The sequence below is a fragment of the Pseudomonas glycinae genome, assembly GCF_001594225.2.
In the GTDB taxonomy this organism is placed as follows: Bacteria; Pseudomonadota; Gammaproteobacteria; order Pseudomonadales; family Pseudomonadaceae; genus Aquipseudomonas; species Aquipseudomonas glycinae.
In genome coordinates this window covers 2,133,975-2,158,097 of the sequence record NZ_CP014205.2, presented here as the reverse complement: position 1 = coordinate 2,158,097, position 24,123 = coordinate 2,133,975, and the positions used below count along the sequence as shown (strand labels likewise).

The 24,123-nt window shown below is 60.3% G+C and carries 21 protein-coding genes; 11 read left to right on the top strand and 10 right to left on the bottom strand.

Going from position 1 to position 24,123, the window contains the following annotated elements; genetic code table 11:
• Positions 1-106 precede the first annotated feature (106 nt).
• Positions 107-784, bottom strand: a complete 678-nt coding sequence (locus AWU82_RS09635) for a type 1 glutamine amidotransferase domain-containing protein (RefSeq protein ID WP_064382046.1) — start codon at positions 782-784, stop codon at positions 107-109.
• A gap of 210 nt (positions 785-994) precedes the next feature.
• Between AWU82_RS09635 and curR the strand changes: the two genes are divergently transcribed.
• A complete protein-coding gene (curR, locus tag AWU82_RS09630; protein ID WP_064382045.1) occupies positions 995-1,579 on the top strand; it encodes a TetR family transcriptional repressor CurR in 585 nt (194 codons plus the stop codon).
• 144 nt (positions 1,580-1,723) lie between these two features.
• A complete protein-coding gene (locus AWU82_RS09625) occupies positions 1,724-3,850 on the top strand; it encodes a TonB-dependent siderophore receptor (RefSeq protein ID WP_064382044.1) in 2,127 nt (708 codons plus the stop codon).
• A gap of 56 nt (positions 3,851-3,906) precedes the next feature.
• Here the strand turns inward: AWU82_RS09625 and AWU82_RS09620 are convergent, their stop codons facing one another.
• From AWU82_RS09620 to AWU82_RS09605, 4 genes are all read right to left on the bottom strand, one after another.
• A complete protein-coding gene (locus AWU82_RS09620) occupies positions 3,907-4,863 on the bottom strand; it encodes a 2-hydroxyacid dehydrogenase (protein WP_064382043.1) in 957 nt (318 codons plus the stop codon).
• Positions 4,864-4,895: 32 nt separating this feature from the next.
• Entirely contained in the window at positions 4,896-5,660 is a 765-nt protein-coding gene (locus AWU82_RS09615; RefSeq protein WP_064382042.1) for an SDR family oxidoreductase, read from the bottom strand.
• Positions 5,661-5,699: 39 nt separating this feature from the next.
• Entirely contained in the window at positions 5,700-6,392 is a 693-nt protein-coding gene (locus AWU82_RS09610; protein WP_064382041.1) for a fumarylacetoacetate hydrolase family protein, read from the bottom strand.
• A gap of 99 nt (positions 6,393-6,491) precedes the next feature.
• Entirely contained in the window at positions 6,492-7,841 is a 1,350-nt protein-coding gene (locus AWU82_RS09605; RefSeq protein ID WP_064382040.1) for an MFS transporter, read from the bottom strand.
• Between the two features lie 588 nt (positions 7,842-8,429).
• Here AWU82_RS09605 and AWU82_RS09600 point away from each other — a divergent pair.
• Positions 8,430-9,362 carry a helix-turn-helix transcriptional regulator gene (locus AWU82_RS09600; RefSeq protein WP_064382039.1) on the top strand — a complete coding sequence of 311 codons (933 nt, stop codon included), beginning with the start codon at positions 8,430-8,432 and terminating at the stop codon, positions 9,360-9,362.
• Between the two features lie 4 nt (positions 9,363-9,366).
• Here AWU82_RS09600 and AWU82_RS09595 read toward each other — a convergent pair whose 3' ends face one another.
• Positions 9,367-10,305 carry an AraC family transcriptional regulator gene (locus AWU82_RS09595; RefSeq protein WP_064382038.1) on the bottom strand — a complete coding sequence of 313 codons (939 nt, stop codon included), beginning with the start codon at positions 10,303-10,305 and terminating at the stop codon, positions 9,367-9,369.
• A 21-nt stretch (positions 10,306-10,326) separates the two neighbouring features.
• Complete coding sequence (locus AWU82_RS09590; protein ID WP_064382037.1) at positions 10,327-11,160, bottom strand: oxidoreductase; 834 nt, start codon at positions 11,158-11,160, stop codon at positions 10,327-10,329.
• Between the two features lie 212 nt (positions 11,161-11,372).
• Here AWU82_RS09590 and AWU82_RS09585 point away from each other — a divergent pair, with 212 nt between their 5' ends.
• Entirely contained in the window at positions 11,373-12,341 is a 969-nt protein-coding gene (locus tag AWU82_RS09585; protein ID WP_064384117.1) for an alpha/beta hydrolase, read from the top strand.
• Between the two features lie 11 nt (positions 12,342-12,352).
• Here the strand turns inward: AWU82_RS09585 and AWU82_RS09580 are convergent, their stop codons facing one another.
• Positions 12,353-13,231, bottom strand: coding sequence for a LysR family transcriptional regulator (locus AWU82_RS09580; RefSeq protein ID WP_064382036.1), 879 nt, complete (start codon positions 13,229-13,231; stop codon positions 12,353-12,355).
• A 104-nt stretch (positions 13,232-13,335) separates the two neighbouring features.
• On the opposite strand from AWU82_RS09580, the gene AWU82_RS09575 reads away from it, so the two are divergent.
• The 4 genes from AWU82_RS09575 (at position 13,336) to AWU82_RS09560 (ending at position 16,802) form a co-directional block, all read left to right on the top strand.
• Positions 13,336-13,761: a VOC family protein gene (locus AWU82_RS09575; protein ID WP_011333668.1), complete on the top strand. Its 426-nt coding sequence runs from the start codon at positions 13,336-13,338 to the stop codon at positions 13,759-13,761.
• Positions 13,762-13,875: 114 nt separating this feature from the next.
• Entirely contained in the window at positions 13,876-15,135 is a 1,260-nt protein-coding gene (locus AWU82_RS09570; protein ID WP_064382035.1) for a cation:dicarboxylate symporter family transporter, read from the top strand.
• Positions 15,136-15,244: 109 nt separating this feature from the next.
• Positions 15,245-16,348 (top strand): alkene reductase, encoded by a 1,104-nt coding sequence (locus AWU82_RS09565; protein ID WP_064382034.1) that lies wholly within the window; start codon positions 15,245-15,247, stop codon positions 16,346-16,348.
• 73 nt (positions 16,349-16,421) lie between these two features.
• Positions 16,422-16,802: a nuclear transport factor 2 family protein gene (locus tag AWU82_RS09560; RefSeq protein WP_064382033.1), complete on the top strand. Its 381-nt coding sequence runs from the start codon at positions 16,422-16,424 to the stop codon at positions 16,800-16,802.
• A gap of 40 nt (positions 16,803-16,842) precedes the next feature.
• On the opposite strand, the gene AWU82_RS09555 is transcribed toward AWU82_RS09560, so the two are convergent.
• Positions 16,843-18,702, bottom strand: coding sequence for an ABC transporter ATP-binding protein (locus AWU82_RS09555; RefSeq protein ID WP_064382032.1), 1,860 nt, complete (start codon positions 18,700-18,702; stop codon positions 16,843-16,845).
• A 165-nt stretch (positions 18,703-18,867) separates the two neighbouring features.
• Here AWU82_RS09555 and hchA point away from each other — a divergent pair, with 165 nt between their 5' ends.
• The 3 genes from hchA to AWU82_RS09540 all read left to right on the top strand — a co-directional run bounded on the left by hchA (position 18,868) and on the right by AWU82_RS09540 (position 23,466).
• Positions 18,868-19,746: a glyoxalase III HchA gene (gene hchA / locus AWU82_RS09550; RefSeq protein WP_064382031.1), complete on the top strand. Its 879-nt coding sequence runs from the start codon at positions 18,868-18,870 to the stop codon at positions 19,744-19,746.
• Positions 19,743-20,462: a PA1136 family autoinducer-binding transcriptional regulator gene (locus AWU82_RS09545; RefSeq protein ID WP_064382030.1), complete on the top strand. Its 720-nt coding sequence runs from the start codon at positions 19,743-19,745 to the stop codon at positions 20,460-20,462. Before hchA ends, AWU82_RS09545 begins: the two co-directional genes overlap by 4 nt.
• Before the next feature lie 121 nt (positions 20,463-20,583).
• Entirely contained in the window at positions 20,584-23,466 is a 2,883-nt protein-coding gene (locus tag AWU82_RS09540) for an ATP-binding protein (protein ID WP_064382029.1), read from the top strand.
• Here AWU82_RS09540 and AWU82_RS09535 read toward each other — a convergent pair.
• A complete protein-coding gene (locus tag AWU82_RS09535) occupies positions 23,453-24,067 on the bottom strand; it encodes a response regulator transcription factor (protein WP_064382028.1) in 615 nt (204 codons plus the stop codon). The two genes, AWU82_RS09540 and AWU82_RS09535, sit on opposite strands and share 14 nt — an antisense overlap.
• Between the last annotated feature and the right edge of the window lie 56 nt (positions 24,068-24,123).

Sequence of the window (24,123 nt, the reverse complement as noted above, 5' to 3'; positions counted from 1 at the left end):
CCAAGGGTTTATTAGACCAGTCGACTATTTAATGGGCGAAAAAAAGAACACCGTGTAACACGCACACGGTGTTCGGATCGGTCATTGAAACGCGAAGCGAAATTCTTCAGCCGAGCAGCTTCAACAGTTTTTCGGCGACGGCCGCCGAGCTGGCAGGATTCTGCCCGGTGACCAGTTTTCCATCCGTCACCACATGAACCTGCCAGTCAGAGACTTTGGAGTAGCGGCCGCCAAGACGCTGAAATTCGTCTTCGATCAGGAAAGGCACGACATCCGTCAGACCGACCGCTGCTTCTTCGGAGTTAGTGAAACCCGTCACTTCGCGATGCTGGATCAGCGGTTTTCCGTCTGCGTCGACAACATGACGCAGCACTCCCGGCGCATGGCAGACGAAACCATGAGGCTTATTGCTGCGGGCGAAAGCTTCGATCAGCGCAATCGAGTGTTTGTCTTCGGCCAGATCCCAGAGCGGGCCATGGCCACCCGGGTAAAACACGGCATCGAAGTCTTCGGCACTGACGTCGGCCAGGCGGCCAGTGTTCGCCAATGCCTGTTGGGCGGCGGGGTCTTTGCGGAAACGGTCGGTTTCTGCGGTTTGTGCATCGGGCTCGTCGCTCTTCGGATCCAGCGGAGGCTGGCCGCCAGCGGGCGAAATCAGGGTGACGTCGGCGCCGGCGTCCTTGAAGGCGTAGTAGGGGGCGGCGAACTCTTCGAGCCAGAAGCCGGTCTTCTTGCCGGTATTGCCGAGTTGATCGTGGGAAGTCAGAACCATCAAGATTTTCATAGAGCACCCTGGGTTGGTCAGGTGGCGTTCATGAGCAAGGGATTCGCACAGGTTCGACACCGCGGAAAAGGTTTGTCGGAGCGCAGCATAGTTTCCAATTAGACCAGTCGTCTAGTAATTTTTTCTGTGAAGCTTTTTCATGGACAGATGTGGCAAACTCGCGTTCCTTTGAGTTAAACGACTGGTCTATTGCCTGGTAATCTGCGCCCCATGAAACCGACCTACGACGACACCCGCCAACATTTGCTCGACACCGGCCACCGGATGATGGCCGAGAAAGGCTTCACCAGTGTCGGCCTGAACGAGATCCTGCAGACCGCCGGCGTGCCCAAGGGCTCGTTCTATCACTACTTCAAATCCAAGGAACTGTACGGGCAGGCCCTGCTCGAGGATTACTTCGTCGACTATCTGGCCGACATGGAGCGACGCCTGACGCTACCGGATTTGAGTGCTCGTGAGCGGCTGATGGATTACTGGCAGGGCTGGCAGGATCGCTGCACCCTCGAAGGCCATGGCGACGAATGCCTGGTGGTCAAACTCAGCGCCGAGGTGTCTGATCTGTCCGAAACCATGCGCCTGACCTTGCGTGATGGCGCCGAGCGAGTGGTGGCGCGCATCACCACGTGTATCGAACAGGGTCAGGACGATAAAAGCCTGCCTCCGGGGGATGCCCGGCAGTTGGCCGAAACCCTGTATCAGCTATGGCTGGGAGCCAGTTTGCTGAACAAGCTGCAACGCACAGGGCAATCGTTGAGTACGTCGATGGCGACCACCGAGCGCTTGCTGAGCGTGTGAGAGGGAATGAACGCAAGAGGTTGAGAGTCAGCTGCATAAACGAATGGGAACGCCTATCAATTGCGTAAGGCTTGGTATACCATCCCTCGCGTTTCGCTGGCAGTTATCCCCTTCGTTCTGGCTTATCCGTAAGGTTCTCCCCTCATGCGTCGAACTCTGCTGTCCATCTGTGTGTTGCAAACGTTGTCTCCCTTGGCGTGGGCCGAGCTGTCCGATTCAACGGCGTCAGCGCTGGAGCTGGATGCAACCGATGTGGTCGGTACCGCTGACTACGAAAGAGCGGACGGCCCGGTACAGGGATATCGCGCGACCCGTTCGGCCAGCGCCACCCGAACCGATACCGCGATCCATGAAACCCCGCAGTCGATCAGTGTCGTCACCAAAGATGCGGTCGAAGACATTGGTGCTACCCGGCTGCAGGACGCACTGGATTACGCGGGTGGCGTAGGGCGTGCCAACAATTTCGGCGGCCAGGGACTGACCACGTTCACCGTGCGCGGATTTACCACTGGCGAGTTCTACCGCAATGGTTTCCCGATCAACCGCGGTTATCCGAACATGCCGGATGCCAACACCATCGAGCGTCTTGAGGTCCTGCGCGGTCCGGCGACCATGCTCTACGGCCGGGGCGATCCGGGCGGTACCTTCAACGTCGTTTCCAAACAACCGTTGCCCGAGCGCACGGTCACACTCGGCAGCCAGTTGAATGACCAAGGCATGCAGCGCGGCACCCTGGATGCTTCCGGTCCGCTCGATGAAGAGGGACGTCTGGCCTATCGCCTGAACGTGGTGGGCGAGGGCGGCGATACCTTCCGCGATCACGTTGAAACCGAACGCTACGGCGTGACCCCGGTGCTGACCTGGCAAGCCAGCGATGACACCCGAGTCATCTTTGAGGGTGACTTCATGCGCAACAACCATCCGCTGGACCGGGGCGCAACGCGTTATCCCCGGCAGATCGGCACCGCCTCCCGCGACACCTTCTTCGGTGAACCGGACGCTGGCAAGTTGCACAACGACAACAACATGGCGCAATTGCGCTTCGAGCATGTGCTCAATGATGACTGGACACTGGGCGGTGGTTTCCAGTGGCTCGACGGAACCTTGCAGGGCAATGCCATCGAAGCCAACGGCATTGCCGCCGACGGCCGGACTTTGGGACGAAACTTCAACTACCGCAAGCTGGAGTGGACGGACAAGGACACCCAGCTCAACCTGACCGGTCACTTTGCCACGGGCGGCCTGCAGCACACCTTGCTCACCGGTATCGAATACGAAGATTACGACTACCAGTCGATCATCCAGCGCTCCAGCGGCGCGGTAAGTGCCTATCCGATCGACATCTTCAATCCGGTGTATGGGCAGCCCCGTCCGGCACTGACGCGCACCCCGACCCACGACAAGGAAAATCTCAAGACCTACGCCGCGTTCGTACAGGATCAGGTGGCTCTGACCGATCGGCTGAAAGTCCTGGCCGGCGCACGTTTCGAACGCTTCGAACACGACTACGAAACCTACGTGCCCGGCGGCAAGAACTGGCAGGCCAGTGACAATGCCGTCACGCCCCGCGTCGGTGTGACCTATGACCTGACCGACACCCTCGCGGTTTACGCGGACACCGCGCGTTCTTTCAAACCCAATACCGGCGCGAGTCGGCAGGGTGGCGGCTTTGAACCGGAAAAAGGCAAGTCCTGGGAGATGGGCATCAAATGGGAAGCGCTGGATCATCAGCTGAGTGTTGACGCGGCGATCTATCAGATTGAAAAGCGTAATGTCCTGACCACTGACCCGGTGGACTCGACGTTCAGCGTGGCTGCCGGGGAAGTGCGCAGTCGAGGGTTTGACCTCAATGTTGCCGGCAATCTGACCCCCGAGTGGCGTGTCATCGGGGGTTACGCCTACGTCGATGCCGAGGTGACCAAGGACAACGTGATCCGCTCCGGCACGCGACTGATGAACATCCCGAAAAACAGCTTCAGCCTGCTCAATGTCTACGAGTTCCAGGACGGTGCGCTCAGTGGTCTGGGTCTGGGAACCGGCCTTAAATATGTCGATGAGCGCGCCGGTCAAACGGCGAACACTGCGTTCTCGATGGGGAGCTATACGGTTGTCGACCTGCTCAGCTACTACAAGGTCAATGACAAGGTACGCCTCAACCTCGACCTGAAGAATCTGTTTGACCGTGACTACGACGAGGGCGCATTCGGTAACGTCTACGCCTATCCGGGGGCACCGAGAACGGTGCAGGTCGGCATTTCCTACACGTTGTAGTCCGATCGAGTCTGAAATCCATCATCGGGGGCAGCGGCCCCCGATGACTGTGAGGCTCAGCTGGTCACACACCCTTGCGGAGTCTTTCCGGCAAAACTGTCCACCAGGCTCGCCACAACCATCTCGCCCATGCGGGTGCGGGTCTGCAGGGTCGCGCTGGCGCGGTGCGGTTGCAGTACCACCTGTTCCTGGGCAAACAACGCTTCAGGCACGTTGGGCTCATCGACGAAAACATCCAGCGCCGCACCCGCGATCTCACCGGCCGTCAGGGCCGCCACCAGATCGGTTTCATTGACCAGTTTGCCGCGCGCCACGTTGATCAGGTAGCCGCCCTTGCCCAGGGCCTGCAGCACGGAGGCATCGATGATGGCCTCGGCCTTGTCGGCGGCCGCCGCGAGAATCAGCGCATCACTGTCGCGGGCCAATTGCTTGAGGTCGGCGATGAAGGTGTGGCTGACATCGCTCATCGGTTGCAGATCGGTGTAGCTGATCGGACAGCCAAACGCGGCAGCGCGAGTGGCGACCGCTCGGCCAACCCGGCCCATGCCCACGATGCCGATTCGCATGCCGGACACCTGCCGCGCCAAAGGCAGCGGGGCCAGTGGCGTCGGGCTTTGCGGCCACTGGCCCGAGCGAACATAACGGTCACTGGTACACAGCCCGCGACACACGGCGATCAGCAAACCGATGGCCAGATCGGCCACGTCTTCGGTCAGTGCGCCGATGGTCGCCGTCACGCGAATCCCGCGATCCCGGGCGTAGGCCAGATCAACCGCATCGGTGCCGACACCGTTGACCGCCACCACTTCCAGTTTGGGCAGTTGCGCCATCAGCGTCTGGCTGATGCCCGTGTGGCCACCGGTGATCACGCCGCGAATGTTGGCGCCGTGTTCCTGCAAATACGCCGCTTTGTCGGCCTGCTCGAAATAACGCCTGATCGTGAACAGTTCGCCGAGACGGGCATTGATTTGCGGAATCAGGATCGGGCTGAGCTGCAAGACTTCTGGCTTCATGTAAACCTCACTTACGCAATAAAAAAGCCGGCTCAACCACGGCCGGCAAACGGCATGGCAGTCGCCATGACGGTCATGTTCAGGACGTTGGCCGACAGGGGCAGACCGGCGATGTAGCGCACGGCGTCGGCGACATGCTTGACGTCGACCATCGGCTCCACGGCGATGCTGCCGTTGGCCTGGCGTACGCCTTTGGTCATGCGCACCGACATTTCGGTCAAGGCATTGCCGATGTCGATCTGGCTGCAGGCGATATTGAAGTCCCGACCATCCAACGCCAGGGATTTGGTCAGCCCCAGCACCGCGTGTTTGCTGGCGGTGTACGCGCTGCTGAAAGGACGCGGGGTGTGCGCCGAAATCGAACCGTTGTTGATGATGCGCCCGCCCTGTGGCTGCTGCCGGCGCATGAGTCCGAACGCTCCTCGAGCGCAGAGAAAAACACCGTTGAGGTTGGTGTCGATCACATTTCGCCACTGCTCGAACGTCAGCTCATCCAGCGGCACGGCGGGGGCATTGACCCCGGCGTTGTTGAAGACCACATCCAGGCGTCCATAGACTTCGGCAATGGTTGCAAACAGCTGATCGACACTGGCCGGGTCGCGTACATCGGTGGGCACCGCCAGCGCTTCGTTTCCTTCGCTGGCCGCCAGATCGACCAACGCCTGCAAGGGTTCGGGGCGGCGTCCGGCCAATACCAGTGTGTATCCGTCGGCCAGCAGGCCCAAGGCCACGGAACGGCCGATTCCGCTACCGGCGCCGGTCACCAGGGCAACTTTCAAGGGTTGAGTGTCAGACATCTTGTTGTTCTCCTTTTTTCCAATCACTTAAGGCCAGACTCAAGACCGGGGGCCGACGCGCATTTCGAGTTGGCCGATGCCGTCGATCCCGGCGCTGATGACGTCGCCGGGTTGCAAGACATCGACGCCGGCGGGGCTGCCGGTCATGATCAGATCGCCGGCCTTGAGCGTGACGGATTGCGAGATGCGGCTGATGACTTCACTCACCGACCAGATCTGGCTGTCGAGTCGATCGCGCTGGCGTTCTTCACCGTTCACGCTCAACCATAATTCCCCTTCGAGCCGACCGGTCCGAGTGACCGGCACAATGGCGGTCATCGGTGCGGCGCCGTCAAACACCTTGGCACCTTCCCATGGCAAACCGTCGCGCTTGGCCAGTCGCTGTACGTCACGGCGGGTCAGGTCCAGTCCGGCGGCGTACCCCCAGACATAGGCCAGCGCCTGGCTTTCGGGGATCTGCGCGCCGCCTTCGCCGATGGCCACGACCAGCTCGATTTCATGGGCAAACTCTTCGGTCAGTGACGGGAAGGTCACTTCACCGACGGCGTCTAACACGCAGCTTGCCGGCTTCATGAAAAACACCGGCGGCTGGCGCGGCTGGCCCAGGGTGTCCGGCCACGGGTAGTTGCGGCCGACGCAGAACACGCGTCCGACGGGAAAGCGTTGTTCGCTGCCGACAACCGGCAAGGTCACTGGCAGATCCGGGGTAAAGACGTATTCGGTCATGTTCATCCTGCTGCAAGTCCTGTGTGAAAGGTAAGCGTACGGCGGCAATCGCTGGCGAAGTTGGACGAAAGCCGCCTCAAATTGGAGAAACCGGTTGTTCTGGCTTCAGCGCGTTTTCAACTCGATGCGGTACAGGCGACCGAGCAGCAAGGAATAGGAGAGGGTGCCGATCAGCGCAACGGCACCGATGAACCAGAACGCCCAGGCGAACGAGCCGGTGGCGTGGACGATGGCGCCGATCACGATCGGAGTGACGATGCCGCCGATGTTCGCGGCCAGGCTGGTGATTCCGCCGGTCAGCCCGATCAGTTCCTTGGGCGCCACCTCCGACACCGCCGCCCACGAGGACGACGCGATGCCCTGAGCGAAAAAGGCAATGGTCAACACGGCGATGCAGATGACGTTCGAGTCGGTGAAATTCACCAGCACGATCGACATACCCAGCATCGACCCGACCACCAGCGGCAGTTTCCGGGCGAAAGACATTGAATAACCACGACGGATCAGCAGGTCGGACACGATGCCGGCGAGCAGGATGCCGACCGTTGCGCCCACGAAGGGCATCACGGCAAAGATCCCGGCCTTGATCGTGGTCAGATGGCGTTCTTCGATCAGGTAGGTGGGGAACCAGGTGAGGAAGAAGTACAGCGCCGATGTACTGGCGAACTTGCCGATACAAATGGCCCAGACCTGGCGATAGCTGAACAGCTCGGCGATCTGCCGCCAGTTGAAACGAGTGCGTTCCTGGCTGCTCTTGACCAGTCCGCCACCGGCCTCGATGTATTTCAACTCTTCTTTGCTGACCTTCTTGCAGTTCAGCGGATCGCGATACAGATACAGCCACAGCACACCGAAGACGATCCCGAGCGCGCCGGTGCTGTAGAACACATGGCGCCAGTCAAAGGTTGTGGCCAGCCACAGCAAGGCACCGGTAAACAATGCCGTTCCCAGGTACTGCCCGCAGACGTAAATGCTGCTGGCCATGCCCCGTTCCCGCGCCGGAAACCATACGGTCACCGCACGGCTGTTGGCCGGAAACGCTGGCGCTTCCATCGCCCCGACGGCCAGACGCAGGCCGAACAGCGAAGCGAATCCCGTGGCGAAGCCTTGAAATACGGTGACGGTCGACCAACTGATCAGTGAAACCCCATAGGTGAAGCGTGAGCCGAAGCGGTCGGCGATAAACCCGGCCGGCACCAGCGCCAGTGCGTAGGTCCAGGCAAAGGCGGAGAAGATCAGCCCCATTTCAATCTTGTCCAGGCCCAGGTCCTTGGCCATGAACGGAGCGGCAATCGAGATGTTCACCCGGTCGATGTAGTTGATGATCGTCGCAATCAGCAGCAGCGAGAGCATGAACCAGCGCCGTCGTGTCGGCAGCCGCCGGGAAGAGATGGCGTCCCTGTCGCCGGCAATCAACGGCGGGGCGGTGGTGGGGGAGGTGTGTGAATTCGACATGAGTGGACCTCGTTATTGTTAGAAGTGTCGAGTTGTTTGCGGACAGCCGACGCCTTTGCCCGCTGTTCGGGGGCAAGGCAATCGAAGTTGAAACCAATGGCAAAAACGGCCAGGGTCAGACGTTCAGCTACGTCTTCCGGCTGGCATCGTCGGTAAAGGGTGGGGAGGGGCGGCGGGGAGCAATTGCAGATTCATGACGTGCGCACCTTTTTTGTTTTTGAATGAGGTTGGGCTGCATGGGAAATACAGTGGTCGTACAACCTCTTGAAATCAATCAAGGTGTTAGATCATTTTTTCCGGAGAAGGGCGCGTCGGATAAACCTGTCCAAAAAAAACCACACAGTGGACTTTTAAGATGCGCTCTGATTTGATTTCTATCTATCTGTTTTTAAATGGAAAAAACAATGACTGTCCGGTCTGTTTTTTTGGACAGGCATCATCGGTAATGGAGGTGGAGAAAATCCACTGAGCTTGATGTCATCGTATGACTGCTTGAAGGGCTGGCGCCGAACCTTCAAGATGAGCCACGCCGATTACTCGGCAACGCCAGGAAAACCTGCCCGAGTACCTGTCGAGGATTCTCAAGAAATGACGTCACAATGCCGTGTGCCCACCTACGTCATGCAGCAACGCAGCGAGATGATGGACTTCTATATTCGTGACAAGAAAGGTCGCCGCGCCGAGACCAGCCCGCATCGACACGAATACTTCCAGATCCAGATCAACCTCGGCGGCGACACGGTGCAGCACATTGGCAACGCGGTTCGTCCATTTCCGCGTAACGCGCTGGCATTCATCCTGCCGCACCGCGTGCACGTGATCCCGCATCCGGCGGACAGCAACTTCATGGTGATCAACTTTTCCCAGACCTTTCTGCTGCCGCATTTGCAGTGCGACCCGATGGATCTGGAGGAGGTATCAATTCTCCTGGCGCCCGAACTGTCGCCGTTCCGCTTTCAGGAGCATCTGGATTTCATACTGGGGGATGAGGACTTCAACGAGGTCTGTGGCTTGATCGAACAGATGCGCGGCCTGGACGAGAATCGTCAGTTCGGTACACGCGAAGTGCTCAAGGGATTGCTGCTGCAACTGGTGGGCAAGGTGTGCGTCCTGTATGCCGAACCGCTCAAGCGCCTGGCAGAAGAGAATGCCGCGCAAGCCAGTCGGCGGGATGCGCTGAGCCGGATGTTCGAGTATCTGCGCAAGAACATTGCCGACCCCGATCTCAATCTGATCAAGGTGGCGGCGGCGACCTACCTGTCACCGACTTACCTCACGCACTGGCTGCGCAAGGAAATCGGCAAGACCTTCACCGAGCTGGTGCTGGAACGCAGAATGCACGCGGCGCGCAATTACCTGCTCAATGGAACCCGGCCAGTGGGCGAGGTGGCGAGGCTGTGTGGGTTTGCGGATGAAGCTTATTTCTCCCGACGGTTTCGCCAGATCCACGGACAGCCACCTGGACAGTTCCGCCGTCGGCAACTGGACCCGGACACCCCGCAGTCACCTGTAGATACCTGATCGGCTAATGCGACGAAACATAAACAGAGGCCGACGACGGCGCAGGCAACGCATACGTTGCCTTCATCCACTCGATCTCCGCTTGCGGCGTTCGGCCGAAGAAGCGTTTGAACTCGCGACTGAACTGCGAAGCGCTTTCATAGCCGACGCTGAATGCCGCCGCTGAGGCAGTCATGGCATGGCGCAACATCAAAAGTCGCGCCTGATGCAGGCGCGTCGATTTCAGGTATTGCATGGGAGAGGCGTCCGTCACACTGCGAAAATGCAGGTGAAAACTGGGCACGCTCATGCTCGCCTCGCGCGCCAGTTGCTCGACGTCCAGACGCTCCTGATAGCTGCTGTGGATCTTGCGGATCGCCCGCGTCACCTTGCCGAAGTGTCCCTGTCGATTGAGTGCGGCGCGCATCGAGCCGCCTTGTTCGCCGGTCAGGATGCGGTAATAGATTTCCCGCAACAGCGACGGCCCCAATATCTGCGCCTCACCCGCAATGTTCATGGCTTCGAGAAAGCGCAGCGTTGATGCGCGCAGGCGGTCGTCCATCGGCGAGGCGAACATGCCCTTGGGTAGCGCATCACTCGGGCCGTGAATCTCATCCACCTGCGGCATCAACTCGCTGGCCACCTGGAAATCGAGTTGCATATAGATCGCAAGCATCGGCTCGTCCTCAGAGGCATCGGTCTCCATAGTGAAGGGGATCGGAACCGACACCACCAGGTAATGCTGGGCGTCATACACGTAGACGTCATCGCCCAGATACCCGCGCTTCTGGCCCTGACAGAGAATCACGATGCCGGGGTCGTACAGCACCGGCGTGCGGGTCAGTGGCCGGTTCGAGCGCAGGAAGCGCACGCCCTCCAGCGCGCTGAGGTTGTAGCCCTCGACCGGTGCCAGCGTTTCCATGAGCTGCACCATGCGCGAAGTGCTTGGGTCGGCCTGTTTCATCGGGTTCTCTCTGTGGGCCGCTCAATGGTCGGTGGAACGGGTCAGCGTTTCCCATTGATCGATCTCGCTGGCGGCGCGTTTCAGCTTGTCGCGCACCAGGCTCAATGCATCGCTGCCGAGCAACAGATGCGCCGGTGGAGCAGGGCTGGCGATGATCTGCAACATCGCCTGCGCCGCTTTGCGCGGATCGCCGAGCTGCTTGCCGCTCTTGTCTTCGCGCGCCTTGCGCACCGGATCGAAGCTGGCGTCATAGTCGGCGATGCTGCGGGGCGTGCGCTGCATCGAACGGCCGGCCCAGTCGGTCCGAAATGAACCCGGTGCGACGGCGGTCACGAAGATATTGAACGGCGCCAGCTCCTTGCTCAGGGTATCGGAGATGCCTTCGAGCGCAAACTTGCTGCCACAGTAGTACGCGATACCCGGCATGGTGATTGTGCCGCCCATCGAGGTGATATTGAGAATATGACCCGCCCGCCGCTGGCGAAAGAACGGCACAAACGCCTTGGTCACCGCGACCGCGCCGAACACATTCACGTCGAACTGGCGGCGCATGTCCTCCAGCGGCGATTCTTCGAAAATGCCTTCGTGACCGTAGCCGGCGTTGTTGACCAGCACATCCACCGGGCCGTGGGTCGCTTCGACAGTCGCCACGACGCCTTCGATGCGGTCGAAGTCCGTGACGTCCAGCAGCACGCCGTACGCGTTGTCGATGGACAGTGCCTGAAAGGCTTGCAGGTCGGCTTCGTTGCGAACGGTGCCGATGACGCGGTGGCCGGCAGCCAGCGCTTCTTTGGCCAGCGCGTGGCCGAAGCCGCTGCTGACGCCGGTGATGAAGAGGGTTTTGGTGGTGGTCATGAAGGGCTCCCGTGAATGCGGTTTCAGCTCATGGTATCCATCGAAGGAACACTCACCTATGTCGGTTTGTCTTTGATCATTGCCTATTCCTATCAACGGGGCGACAAACGGCCAAAGAGCTTTTTGCGTTGCTCCGGGCATTCAGGCAGCAACAGATCCAATGTGCTGATATTTTTCCATTCTGCGCAACGCTCGCGAATAAAGAGGACGAAATGAAGAAATCAATGGACTGGCCCGCAGACGATAACGAGTTGGCGCAATTGCGCGCGTTCAACCGCAAGCTTGCCCGGCTGCCGCGCTTTCGCATCCGCAATCGCATCACGCCACGGGCGATTCAGTTGCTGTTGCGGCTAAGCCAATTGGGCGGCGCAAGAAAGTTGCTCAAGCACGGGCTCGAGGCTGAACGAAAAGTGGTGGGTGTCGACGGCGCATCAGTGCCGGTGCGGATTATTCGGCCAAAGACAAAGGCCAAAGGTGTGGTGCTGGATATTCATGGTGGAGGCTGGGTCATCGGCAACGCGCAGATGAACGACCCCCTCAATATCGCCATGGTGAAAGCCTGCGACGTGGCAGTGGTCTCGGTCGACTATCGGCTTGTGGTCTCGACTCCGATCGAGGGCGCCATGCAGGACTGCCTCACAGCGGCCCGCTGGCTGCTGAGCGATGACTGCCGCGAGTTTGCGAACCTGCCCGTCATCGTCGTGGGCGAGTCGGCAGGCGGCCACCTCGCCGTCGCGACCCTGTTGCAACTCAAACAGTGGCCGGACCTGCTCGAACGGGTGAGCGGGGCGCTGCTGTATTACGGCGTCTATGACCTGACCGGAACCCCCAGCGTACGCAACGCCGGGCCCGATACCTTGCTGCTGGACGGGCCGGGAATGGTTGAAGCGCTGCAAATGCTCACGCCGGGATTGAACGATGAAGAACGCCGGCAGGCGCCGTTGTCACCGCTGTACGGTGACTTCACCGGTTTTCCGCCAGCGTTGATGTTTGCTGCGCAACTGGATCCGCTCAGGGATGACACGCTTGAGTTGGCTGAGCGTTGGGGCAGGGCGGCGGAAGTGGAGGTGCATCTGTTGCCGGAAACCGCACATGGGGTGATTCATTTTCCGCTGGGGTTGGCGGGGAGGGTGCTTGGGTATAGTCGTGCGTGGGTTGCGGGGCGGCTTGTTGAGGGGTGAGCCATCGACCCTCACTCAGCCGCCACCTTGAATTGCTCGAGAATAAGTTCAGCCAATTTCCTGACAGGCTCGGTGAAACTTCGCCGAGGCCTGTGCACCAGTCCGATATCACGATGGAACGTGTGTTGGCCGAGATCAAGCGCCCGCACACCTGACGGCCATTGCTGATGGGTGGCCGTCTGCGGCACAAGCGCGACCCCTACGCCATTTTCCACCAGCCTGATAATGGCCTCCAGCTCATCCAGCTCAGAGACTTCACGCAAAGTGAAATGCATCTGTCGCAGGAAACGATCGACCTGCCTGCCGCCGAATGAAGAGCGGTCATAGCGAATGAACGGCAGACTTGAGAGCAGTTCGATCCAGTCTTCTCCCGGTACGTCCTTGGGCACGATCAGACGGTAGGGTTCAAGCGCCAGTGTGGTCCAGCGCAGATCGCTTTGAAGCGAGAAGGGTGGCCGAATGATCGCTGCCACGTCGATTTCGCCGGTGTCCACCAGGTTCACCAGCTCCATGGAAAGGCCGGGCACGACACGCGTTCGGCATTCCGGGCACTGTTGGTGAAACCTGGCGAGTGCGTCCGGGAGAAACGATCGCTGGACAGAGGCGATTGCGCCGACGTTGACCAGAATGCGGGTGGAAAGACCGACGGTGGTCGATCCCAGGTTGTCGTAAAGACGAAGCAGCTCCTGCGCCTGAAGCAGGACTTGCTGGCCCATCCTGTTGAGGTGGGCCGTGCGTCCTTTTCTGTCGAATATTTCAAAGCCGAGCTCGGCTTCCAGACGTTGAATCTGGGCGCTCACCGCCGCCTGGGTGAGGCCTATCCGGTTGCCGGCAGCCGCGAAAGTGCCTTCCCGGGCGACGGCAATGAGGGTCTTGAGTTCTTTGATCATTCACAAATATTAGTTGTGTTTCTGAGAAATATATATTGATTTTTTTGCTGTCAGTGTCGCCCTACGATGTGCTCACCAACCACAAAAACCGTATTGGAGTCCTGATGAGCCTTTCGCCATTCCACCTCGCCATCCCCGTTTACAACCTTGCTGCAGCCCGCACTTTTTACGGTGAGGTCTTTGGCCTGGAAGAGGGTCGTTCCAGTAACCAATGGGTCGATTTCAACTTTTACGGGCATCAACTGGTGATTCACGAACACCCGAAAACCGCGTCTCAGGAAAGCGTTCACAGCAACCCGGTCGACGGGCACGACGTTCCTGTTCCTCATTTCGGCATCATCCTGGGATGGGAAGAGTGGGAAGCGCTGGCAGAGCGCCTCAAGTCTTTCGGTACCGAATTTGTGATCGAACCTTACATTCGATTCAAAGGACAGGTTGGCGAGCAAGCCACGATGTTCCTGTTCGACCCTTGCGGCAATGCCCTCGAATTCAAGGCCTTCAAGGATATGAGCCAGCTCTTCGCCAAGTAAGAAACGCAATGGCACAACGGCGTTGTGCCATTTGATCTCAAATGAGCTGGAAGCTCATGACTCTAGCAACTGCCGAATTGATGCAGTCCTTTCATTCCAACAAGAAGGCTAGACATGAAACGTATTCCCCTGGTGTGGCAAATCGTTGCCGGGCTGTTGCTTGGCGTGCTCGTTGGTTGGTACTTCAACACCCATCCGCAGTATCAGTCGTGGGTCAGTGCGGAGATCCTGAAACCACTTGGCGATATCTTCATCAAGATGATGAAGATGGTGGTCGTGCCCATCGTGTTCTGTTGCATGATCCTGGGTATCGCCGGTGGCGGGGATAACAAGTCGTTCGGCCGGATGGGCATCAAGTCGCTGGGCTATTTCTTTGCGATCACCGGCCTGGCCATCGTGATCGGCCTGTGTTTCGCGAACCTCTTCGAACCCGGTACGGGCACCGATATTTCGGGCATCGCGCACGGTGCTGCCGCCGTCACGATGGAGCCTTCGAAGGGCGCGCTCGTGATTATGCAAAACATCGTTCCGGATAACGTTCTGGTGGCGATGTCCGAGGCGAAGCTGCTGTCGGTGCTGTTCTTCGCGGTGTTGTTCGGTGTCGCGCTCAACGCATTGCCCAGGGAGAAAAGTGCACCTGTGGTTGCGCTGGTCCAAGGCATTTCGGATGCGATGTTCAGGATCGTCTCGATCGTCATGGCCTATGCCCCGATAGGGGTGTTCGGCATGATCGGTGCGACCGTCGCGACCTTCGGTTTTGCCTCGTTGTTGCCCCTGCTCAAGTTGATTGGTGTGGTTTATCTGGCGCTGATCGTCTTCGCATTGGTAGTGCTCGGAGGAATCAGTTACCTGATCGGCGAGAACATCTTCAAGTTGATCAGGTATTTCCGCGACGAGTTGATTCTTGCGTTCTCCAGTGCTGCCTCCGCAGCGGTCATGCCGCAGTTGATGAGCAAGCTGGAGAACTACGGCGTACCGCGGCGCATTGTCAGTTTTGTGGTGCCAGTGGGGTACGCGTTCAACCTCGATGGCGCGTCGATCTTCCTCGGGGTGGCGACAATCTTTATCGCCCAGCTTTATGGAATCGATCTGTCGCTTTCTCAGGAAATCCTGCTGGTGGTGACCATGGTGCTGACCTCCAAAGGTGCTGCCGGGGTGCCTGGATTCGCCATCGTCATCCTGTCGGCCACGTTGGCGTCTGCCGGTCTTCCGCTGGAGGGCGTGGCACTGATCGCCGGCATCTTCAGGATTATCGACAGCGGCACCACCACCCTGAATGTGTTGGGCAATGCGATCGCGCCCCTGGTGATCGCCAAATGGGAGAGGGTGACTCTTGAGCCTTCGCGCACCCGCCCGGACGTACAAAAGGCCTGACGATCACAAGGAGCACCGACGGCGCTGCACGAGTAAACGCCTGCTGATGTACAGGCGATTTTTTTCATCAAGTTACTAGACGACCGGTCTGATATTGAAGGTATGCAACATGATTGATAACAGTCGCAATACGGATCTTTTTTCTCCCATGCAAATGGGCGCCCTGCAATTGGCCAACCGGATTGTCATGGCGCCCGTGACCCGCAGCCGGATGGCTGAAGACGGCGTTCCGAACGAGTTGCACGCTACTTACTACGCACAGCGCGCGAGTGCCGGCTTGATCATTGCCGAAGCGACAAACATTTCGGCGCAGGGGCGTGGCTACGCCATGACGCCGGGGATCTGGTCGGACGCGCAGGTGGCGGGGTGGAAAAAAGTCACGGACGCCGTCCATGCCGCAGGTGGCAGGATTGTCAGCCAGCTGTGGCACGTGGGGCGTTTTTCCAGCGTCGAGTTGCAGCCCGACCGCGCCGCTCCCGTTGCGCCCTCGGCGATCAAGGCAGAAGGCAGCACCTACACCGAGAACGGCTTTGTCGAAGTGTCGATGCCCCGGGCGCTGGAGACGTCGGAGATTCCCGGCATCATCGAGCAATACAAGCGCGCCGCTGAAAATGCCAGACGTGCCGGTTTCGATGGCGTGGAGGTTCATTCGGCGAACAGCTATCTGCTCGACCAGTTTCTGCGTGACTCGACCAATCAGCGCACTGACCGGTATGGCGGCACCATTGAGAACCGCGCCCGACTGACGCTTGAAGTCACTGAAACGGTGATTTCGATCTGGGGCAGTGACCGCGTTGGCATTCGTCTTTCGCCGGTCACGCCCGATGCCGGAAACACACCTCCCGACAGCAATGTCATGACGACCTACGGATATCTGATTCAGCAGCTCAACCGGCTCAATCTGGCCTATCTGCACTTCGTCGAAGGCGCCACCGCGACCTCGCGCACGGTTCCTGATGGCGTTGATCTGGATGCATTGAGCGCGCAGTTCGAAGGCCCCTTCATCGGCAATAACAACTACGACCTCGAGATGGCACTGGAGCGCCGGGCGCAGGGCCGGATTGACGCGGTGGCGTTCGGGCGCCTGTTCATTTCCAACCCCGACCTCGTGGAGCGCCTGCGTCGGGGCACCGAACTGACCATCGCACCACGCGAGAGCTACTACGGCGGCGGCGCCAAGGGCTACACCGACTGGCCAACGGCTGACCATTGATGTGTGCGCCCTGTGCTGGATCGGCGCAGGGCGGCTTGATTGAAAAAACATTCACAGCAAACAGGAGTTCATCATGAGCCATCCAACTTACGTGCAGGAATACAACGCAATCGTCGAAGTGCTCAGCCAGTACAACGAAGGTGGAGCAAAGGCTGACAGCGCCTTGATGAAGCCCGCGTTCAATGCGCAGGCGACCATGTTCGGGGTTGACGACGGCAAGCTCGTCGGCGGCGCGATCCAGAATCTGTATGACGTCATCGACAGCGCGTTCCGTCCATCCCCCGAAGCCGAAGCCGCGATCGTTCGCATCGATATCGTCGGCACGGCTGCGAGTGCCCGGGTCGATACCGACAACGTGTCGGGGTTCCATTTCACCGACTTCTTCAACCTGCTGAAGGTGGACGGCAAGTGGACGATCGTCAGCAAGATCTACCACACCCACCCGAGCGTCTGAGCCCTCGTCGTCTGCCCCGGCAACACCGGGGCAGCACGGATTACGCCTGATCCATCGCCTCAGTCAGTCCCTGATCCTCACCCAGAAACCCGCCACTCTGATGCTGCCAAAGCCGCGCATAGGTACCGTTCTTGGCCAGCAGTTCGGTGTGGGTGCCTTGCTCGATGATGCGCCCTTCATCCATGACAATCAGTCGATCCATCGCCGCAATCGTCGACAGTCGATGCGCAATCGCGATCACGGTCTTGCCCTGCATCATTTCATCGAGGCTTTCCTGGATGGCGACTTCGACTTCGGAATCCAGGGCGCTTGTCGCTTCGTCCAGTAGAAGGATCGGCGCGTTCTTGAGCATCACCCGGGCAATGGCAATGCGCTGGCGTTGGCCACCGGAAAGCTTGATGCCGCGCTCGCCCACCAGCGTGTCGTAGCCGGTGTGGCCCTGGCGGTCGCTGAGCTGGTTGATGAAGCCGGCGGCCTGGGCGTTGGCCGCAGCACGCTGGATCTGTTCGTCGGTCGCGTCCGGTCGGCCGTAGGCGATGTTGTCGCGAATCGAGCGGTGCAGCAGGGACGTGTCCTGAGTGACCATGCCGATCGCGCTGCGCAGGCTGTCCTGTGTCACCCGCGCGATGTTTTGCCCGTCGATGCGAATCTCGCCGCGATCCACGTCATAGAAGCGCAGCAGCAGATTGATCAGAGTGGATTTACCGGCACCGGAACGGCCCACCAGACCGATTTTTTCCCCCGGTCGGATGCTCAGGCTCAAGCCGTCGAGCACCTGGCGTTCGCCGTTGTAGTTGAAGCTGACGTTGTCGAATTCCACGGCGCCGCCGGAAGGCACCAGCACGCCGGCGTCCGGCGCATCCTGCACCTTGGGGCCACGGGTCAGGGTGCCCATGCCGTCCTGCACAGTGCCGATGTTCTCGAACAGCGACGTCATCTGCCACATGATCCAGTGCGACATGCCGTTGATGCGCAACGCCATGGCCGTAATCGCCGCCACCGCCCCGGTGCCGACTTCGCCCTGATGCCACAGCCACAAGGCGTAGCCGCCGGCGCCCATGATCAGCCCGACCACCAGCGCCTGATTGACGATCTCGAACTGGCTGACCAGACGCATCTGGCGGAAACCGGTCTGCTTGAAATCCTCCATTGCCGCCCGCGCAAAGTGCGCTTCACGTTTGGAGTGGGAGAACAGTTTGACGGTGGTGATGTTGGTGTAGGCGTCCGACACCCGGCCCGTCATCGACGAGCGCGCATGGGCCTGTTCCTGGCCGACCTGGCCCAGGCGCGGTACGAAATACAGCATCGCCAGCCCGAACAGCGCGACCCAGGCAATGAACGGCAGCATGAGTTTCAGGGCGAAGCCGCCGGCCAGGGCGATGATCGCAATGAAATAGACGCCGATACCCGGTGCGATTTCGATGACGGTGAACAGCACCTCGCGCACGGCCAGCGCCGTCTGCATCACCTTGGTCGTGACCCGACCGGAAAACTCGTCGGAAAAGAACGAAAGGCTCTGCCGTAGCATCAGCCGATGGAAATCCCAGCGCAGGCGCAGCGGCAGATTGATCGCCAGCACCTGGTGCTGAACCATCGTGCGCAGCGCCACCAGCCCGACGCTGGTCAGCAACACGATGCCGATGCCCCACAGCACGCGGCTCTCCTGGCCGTTCACATCGCCGCCGGCCTGCCAGGTCGAGAGCAGATCCACGACCTGACCCAAAAAGGAAAACAACCAGGCTTCGTAGATCGACACACCGGCACTGAGCAGCGCCAGCGCGAGGATATAACCGCGAGCACCGCGGGTGCAGGCCCACAGGAATCGCGCCAGACCGACCGGCGGTGGCGGCGCTTCGTCGGGCGGGAAGGGGTCGAGCCGTTGTTCAAACAGGCGAAGCATTGGGGGTCTCCGAAATCATCAGTTGCGGGGGATTCTGCCACTTATCGATCACATTGAGGGGCTGCAGGTTCAGCGCATGATCTTTTGAGGGAAAACCCTCATTGTTGTAACGCTGACGCCTTACTAGCATGAACTCCGACGTTGACCCACTCGATGGAGAGCACCATGGCTACCACGCAGACTGACGACAAGCGCCCAACCCCCGATCCGGCCGAGGACAACGCGTTTTTCCCCTCGCCGTATTCCCTCAGCCAGTTTACTTCGCCCAAATCCGATCTCAGTGATGCCGAGTACCCGAACCGTTATAAGGGCGGGCGCTGGAAGATTCTGATGATCGGCGCGGACGAGCGCTATCTGTTGACCGACAACGGCACGATGTTCTCCACGGGCAATCACCCGGTTGAAACGCTGCTGCCGATGTATCACCTGGACAAGGCCGGTTTCGGCTTCGACGTCGCGACGCTGTCGGGCAATCCGGTCAAGTTCGAATTCTGGGCCATGCCCTCCGAAGACGCCGAAGTGAAGGGCTTCTACGAGCAATATCGTGATCAGTTCAAGCGTCCGCTCAAGCTGTCCCAAGTGATCGAAGAAGCGCTGGGCGAAAACTCGGACTACATCGGCGTGTTCATTCCCGGCGGGCACGGTGCGCTGATCGGCCTGCCGGAAAGCGAGGACGTGAAGAAGGTTCTGCAATGGGCCGTCGCCAAGGACAAATTCGTCATTACCCTGTGCCACGGCCCGGCGGCGTTGCTGGCGGCCGGCCTCGGTGAAACAAAAGACTCGTGCATCTTCAACGGTTACCGGATTTGCGCCTTTCCCGATGCCCTGGACGCGACAACCCCCGACATCGGTTACATGCCCGGCCACCTGACCTGGAAGTTCGGCGAGCAGTTGCAGGCGCTCGGTGTGGAAATCACCAACCAGGGCATTTCCGGGGCCACGCTTCAGGATCGCAAGTTGCTGACCGGTGACAGTCCGCTGGCGGGCAACGCACTGGGCAAACTGGCGGCGGCCGCGCTCCTCAAAGAGGTCACGTCGGGGTGAGCTCCGGACCTGCCGAGGCACTCTTGCGCGCCGCCCTCGACATCGAGGCGGCGCAAACGCTAGTGGCGATCCAGAAGGCCGTTCGCGGTTTCGCCGGGGCCTATGGTTACGATCGGTTCGTCCTGTTTTCCGCCACCTCGGCGTCGGAGGACGTGGTCGAGCGCATTTACTGGGTGGAAGGCGACTGGTTTGGCGACGGCATCGCTGTCGACGCCCAGACCTACGTTCAGCGCTGCCCAGTGACTCGCCACCTGTTGGACGCCCGCGAATCGTTCTTCTGGAGCAAGGTGCAGGAGCAGAGCGGCGAACTTTATCGGCTGGTTCGCGTGCCCAGTGGCTCTGGTGTGCATGGCTTGCAGATTCCGGTCTTCGGCCCGCAAGGGCTTGAAGGCGCCATGAGTCTGGGCGGCGAACAGATCGATGCCTCGGCGCGGGTTCGTCTGGCGCTGGGCATGCTCGCCTCGGTGGCGTTTTTCTCCGCCCGACGCTTGCTCGAAGCGCCGCTGGACGAGACGGCCGGAAAACTCTCGACCCGCGAGCGCGAAGTGCTGGCGTGGGTTGCTGCCGGTCGCCGGCAGGCCGACATCGCCGCCACACTGGGCTTGTCCGGGCGCACGGTGGAAAATCACCTGCGTTCGGCGCGTCGGCATCTGGGTGTGGCCACCACTGCTCAGGCCATCAAAATTGCCATTCGCAGGGGTGAAATAAAGGGGTGAGGTTCTCACTCTGCCGGTGCCGTGCTTGAACGGCGGTGCAAAACTCCTATGATGCAAAGGGCCTGCGCCGGCTGTCTGCAACCGGCTTCGCCCCCTACGTTTTTTAGAGAGATCGATCCTCGTGGAGTCTTTTCCGGACGCATTGCACGAATCCCTCACGACCGAATTCATTTTTGGACCGTTCTGCGTCGTTCCAGGCAAACGTCTGCTGACCCGCAACGGGGTGGCGGTCGAGATCGGCGGACGGGCGCTGGATCTGCTGATCGCCTTGCTCGAGCAGCCGGGGCGGGTGCTGTCCAAGTACGACCTGATCGACAAGGTGTGGCCCGACAGTGTGGTGGCCGAAGGCAGTCTGCGTTTCCATATGACCGGCCTGCGGCGGATTCTCGGCGATGGCGAGGAGCAGGCGCGTTACATCGCGACCCAGGTGGGCGTGGGGTATGCCTTCGTCGCGCCGCTGGAAAGAAAACAGACCGCTGTGCCCCCGGCGCCCATCGCGACCCGAGCAACAGAGAGCGTCTGCAGTCTGCCGCCACGGGCCAGACTGATCGGCCGCGAGACCGATCTGCAACTGGTCATCGACCATATGCAGCAACCGAGGCTGTTTACCATCGTCGGCCCCGGCGGCGTCGGCAAGACCAGCCTGGCCATCGAAGTGGCGCACCGCATCGCCGCCCAAGGCTATGAGCGCGTCAGCTTCGTCGATCTGGCGCAAGTGGAAGACTGCGCGCTGGTGCCATCGGCACTGGCCCGATCGCTGGACATCCCGGTGCAGGCGGAAGACCCGATGTTTGTCCTGCTCGCACATTTGCGCGAGCAGCGGTTGATGCTGGTGATCGACAATTGCGAACACCTGATCGACGCGGTCTCGATCCTTCTGGAACAGATCAGCGACACCGCGCCGGATGTCGGGGTTCTGGCGACCAGTCGCGAACCGCTGCGGGTACGTGGCGAATACGTGCACTGGCTCAATCCGCTGGAATTTCCCCGTGAGCCCCAACACCTTTGCGTTGAAGAATTGCTGGCATTCCCGGCCATCAAGCTGTTTGTCGAACGTGCATCGTCGAGCAATGCGGCGCTGTTGCTGGAAGCGGACGGAGGGCAAATGATTGCGGACATTTGCCAGCGGCTGGAGGGCATGGCGCTGCCGATCGAACTGGCGGCGATGCGGGTCGCCAGCCACGGACTGAAGGCCACCCATGCACTGCTCGGCGAGCGTTTTTCGCTGGGCTGGTCGGGACGCAGGACGGCGGTGCCGCGCCATCAGACCCTGCGTGCCATGCTCGACTGGAGTTATGACCTGCTGTCGCCGCAAGAGCGCCTGGCGCTGGAGCGATTTTCGGTCTTCGTCGGGCCGTTTTCCCAGGAAGCCGCCGCGCAGGTAGTTGCCGAATCACAACACGAAAGCGCCACAACGGCCGCGATCCTCGATGATCTGGTGTGCAAGGGACTGGTCACGGTCGATCACAGTGACTCGACGGATTCGTATCGCTTACTGGAGATGACGCGTGCCTACGCCCGGGAGAAATTGACAGCGCGGGGAGAGGCCGAGGTCAATGCGCTGGCGTTCCGCCACGCGGCGTTTTACATGGATTTGCTCGGGCATCTCGGGACTTCCCCCGAGGAGATTTTCCGTCACTCGGCGCGTCTCGCCAGCCAGTTGGGCAATGTTCGCGGTGCGCTGGAATGGAGCTTCGGGCCCCATGGCGATCCCGGGCTGGCGTTGCCGCTGGCGGCTGCGAGCGCGCCGTTGTTCCTGCATTTTTCCTTGCTGGTCGAGTGCCGCACCTGGTGCTCCCGGGCGGTGGAACTGCTGGAGCTGGGTTACTACGGCACGCCGACCGAAATGGAATTGCAAGCCGCACTCGGCCTGGTCCTGATGTTCACCCGAGGCAACAGCGAAGCCGCGGAAAAGGCCTTGCTCCGGGCGCAGGACATCGCCGTCGCGTTGAACGACTACGGCTCCCAGCTGAGGTTGCTGGGGCGTCTGCAGATCTTCTACGAGCGCATCGGTGATTTCCCTTCGTCGTTGGCCTGGGCGGAGCAGGCGGCCGTAGTCGGCAATATCCTCAACGAGCCTGCCGCCATCGCGATTGCCTCATCGCTGACCGGCATCTCCCATCACTTGCTCGGCAACCAGCGTCTGGCCCGCCAGGAACTGGAAAGCTCGCTGCGCAACAGCTTGCCGTCCCATCCCAGCAACACGATTTACTACGGCTTCGATCACCGCAATCGCACGGGGCTGGCGCTGGCGCGCTCGCTGTGGCTGCTGGGCTATCCCGACCAGGCGCGGCGCTTGGCCGAGCAGATTGAGGCCGAAGCGTCGGCGTTGCAGCATCCGGTCACCTACTGCATCGCCATGGTCTGGATCTTGTGCATCTATATCTGGACCGGTGATCTGGCGAAGGCCACCGCGAGCCTTGAGCGGTTCAGCGCCATCGCCGAAACCAACGCGCTTGGCCCCTACATTGCTGCCTGCCACGGGTTGCGCGCGGCGATCGCCATCCGCGCCGAGGAGCCGGGGGATGCAGTTTCCATGCTGGAGGAAAGTCTGGCGCGGTTGCGCAGCATGCGTTACGAACTGCTTACGACCTCATTTGAAATCGCACTGGCCGAAGGCCTGATGCTGGCTGGCCAACACCAAAAGGCACTGACGCTGGTTGACGGCACCATCGCTCACTGCAGGCAAAGCGGTGATGCCTTTGCGCTGCCGGAGTTACTGCGGATCAAGGCCGGTATTCTCAAGGTCATCCAGGCCGAAGATGAACAAGTCATGCTGGCCGTTCTTGAGGATTCCATCGCGTTGAGCCGCGAGCAGGGCGCCTGGGCGTGGGAGTTGCGGTCAACGATGGATCTTGCCCGCTTCTGGCTTGAACAGGGTCAGCCGGATCAGGCCCGGACGTTGCTCGGCGCCTGTCGCGAGCGGGCTTCGGAAGGCTTCGACAGCCTTGATCTGCGTCGGCTGGAAAGCTTCTGGCAGAGACTGCCCGCTACTCCGGCGTAATCAGTGCCGCCATTTTCACCAGGTCCGCCAGCGAACGGGCCTTCATCTTGCGCATCACTTTGCCGCGATGGGCCTTCACGGTGATTTCGCTGATGTTGAGGTCGGCGGCAATCAGCTTGTTTAACCGCCCGCTGACCACCGAGGCCATGATTTCCTGCTCGCGCGGCGTCAGGGTCTTGTAGGCCTCGAGCAGTGAGCGCAGGTTCTTTTCGCCCTCCAGCGCCACGCGACTGCTTTGCAGCGCATCGGCCATGGCGCTGAGGATCACCTCGTCGTTGAACGGTTTGGTCAGAAACTCCACCGCGCCGGCCTTCAGGGCCCGCACCGTGCGCGGAATATCGCCGTAGCCGGTGATGAAGATGATCGGCATGTTGTGGCGTTCATCGGCCAGGGCGGTCTGCAGATCCAGGCCGCTCAGGTCGGGCAGGTTGATGTCCAGCACCAGACAACTGGGCACCAGCGCCCGGGGCGCGTCGAGAAAATCCTGCGCGGACTCGAACAGCCGTGGCTGCCAACCGGCGAAGCGGATCATCAGTTCGAGCGACTCGCGCACGGAAATGTCGTCATCGACAACGAATACGACGGGCGTGACCTCACTCATCGGTAATGCTCCACGGGAAGGGGCGATTGCGTTGTTCGCGTTCAACATGTCGATTC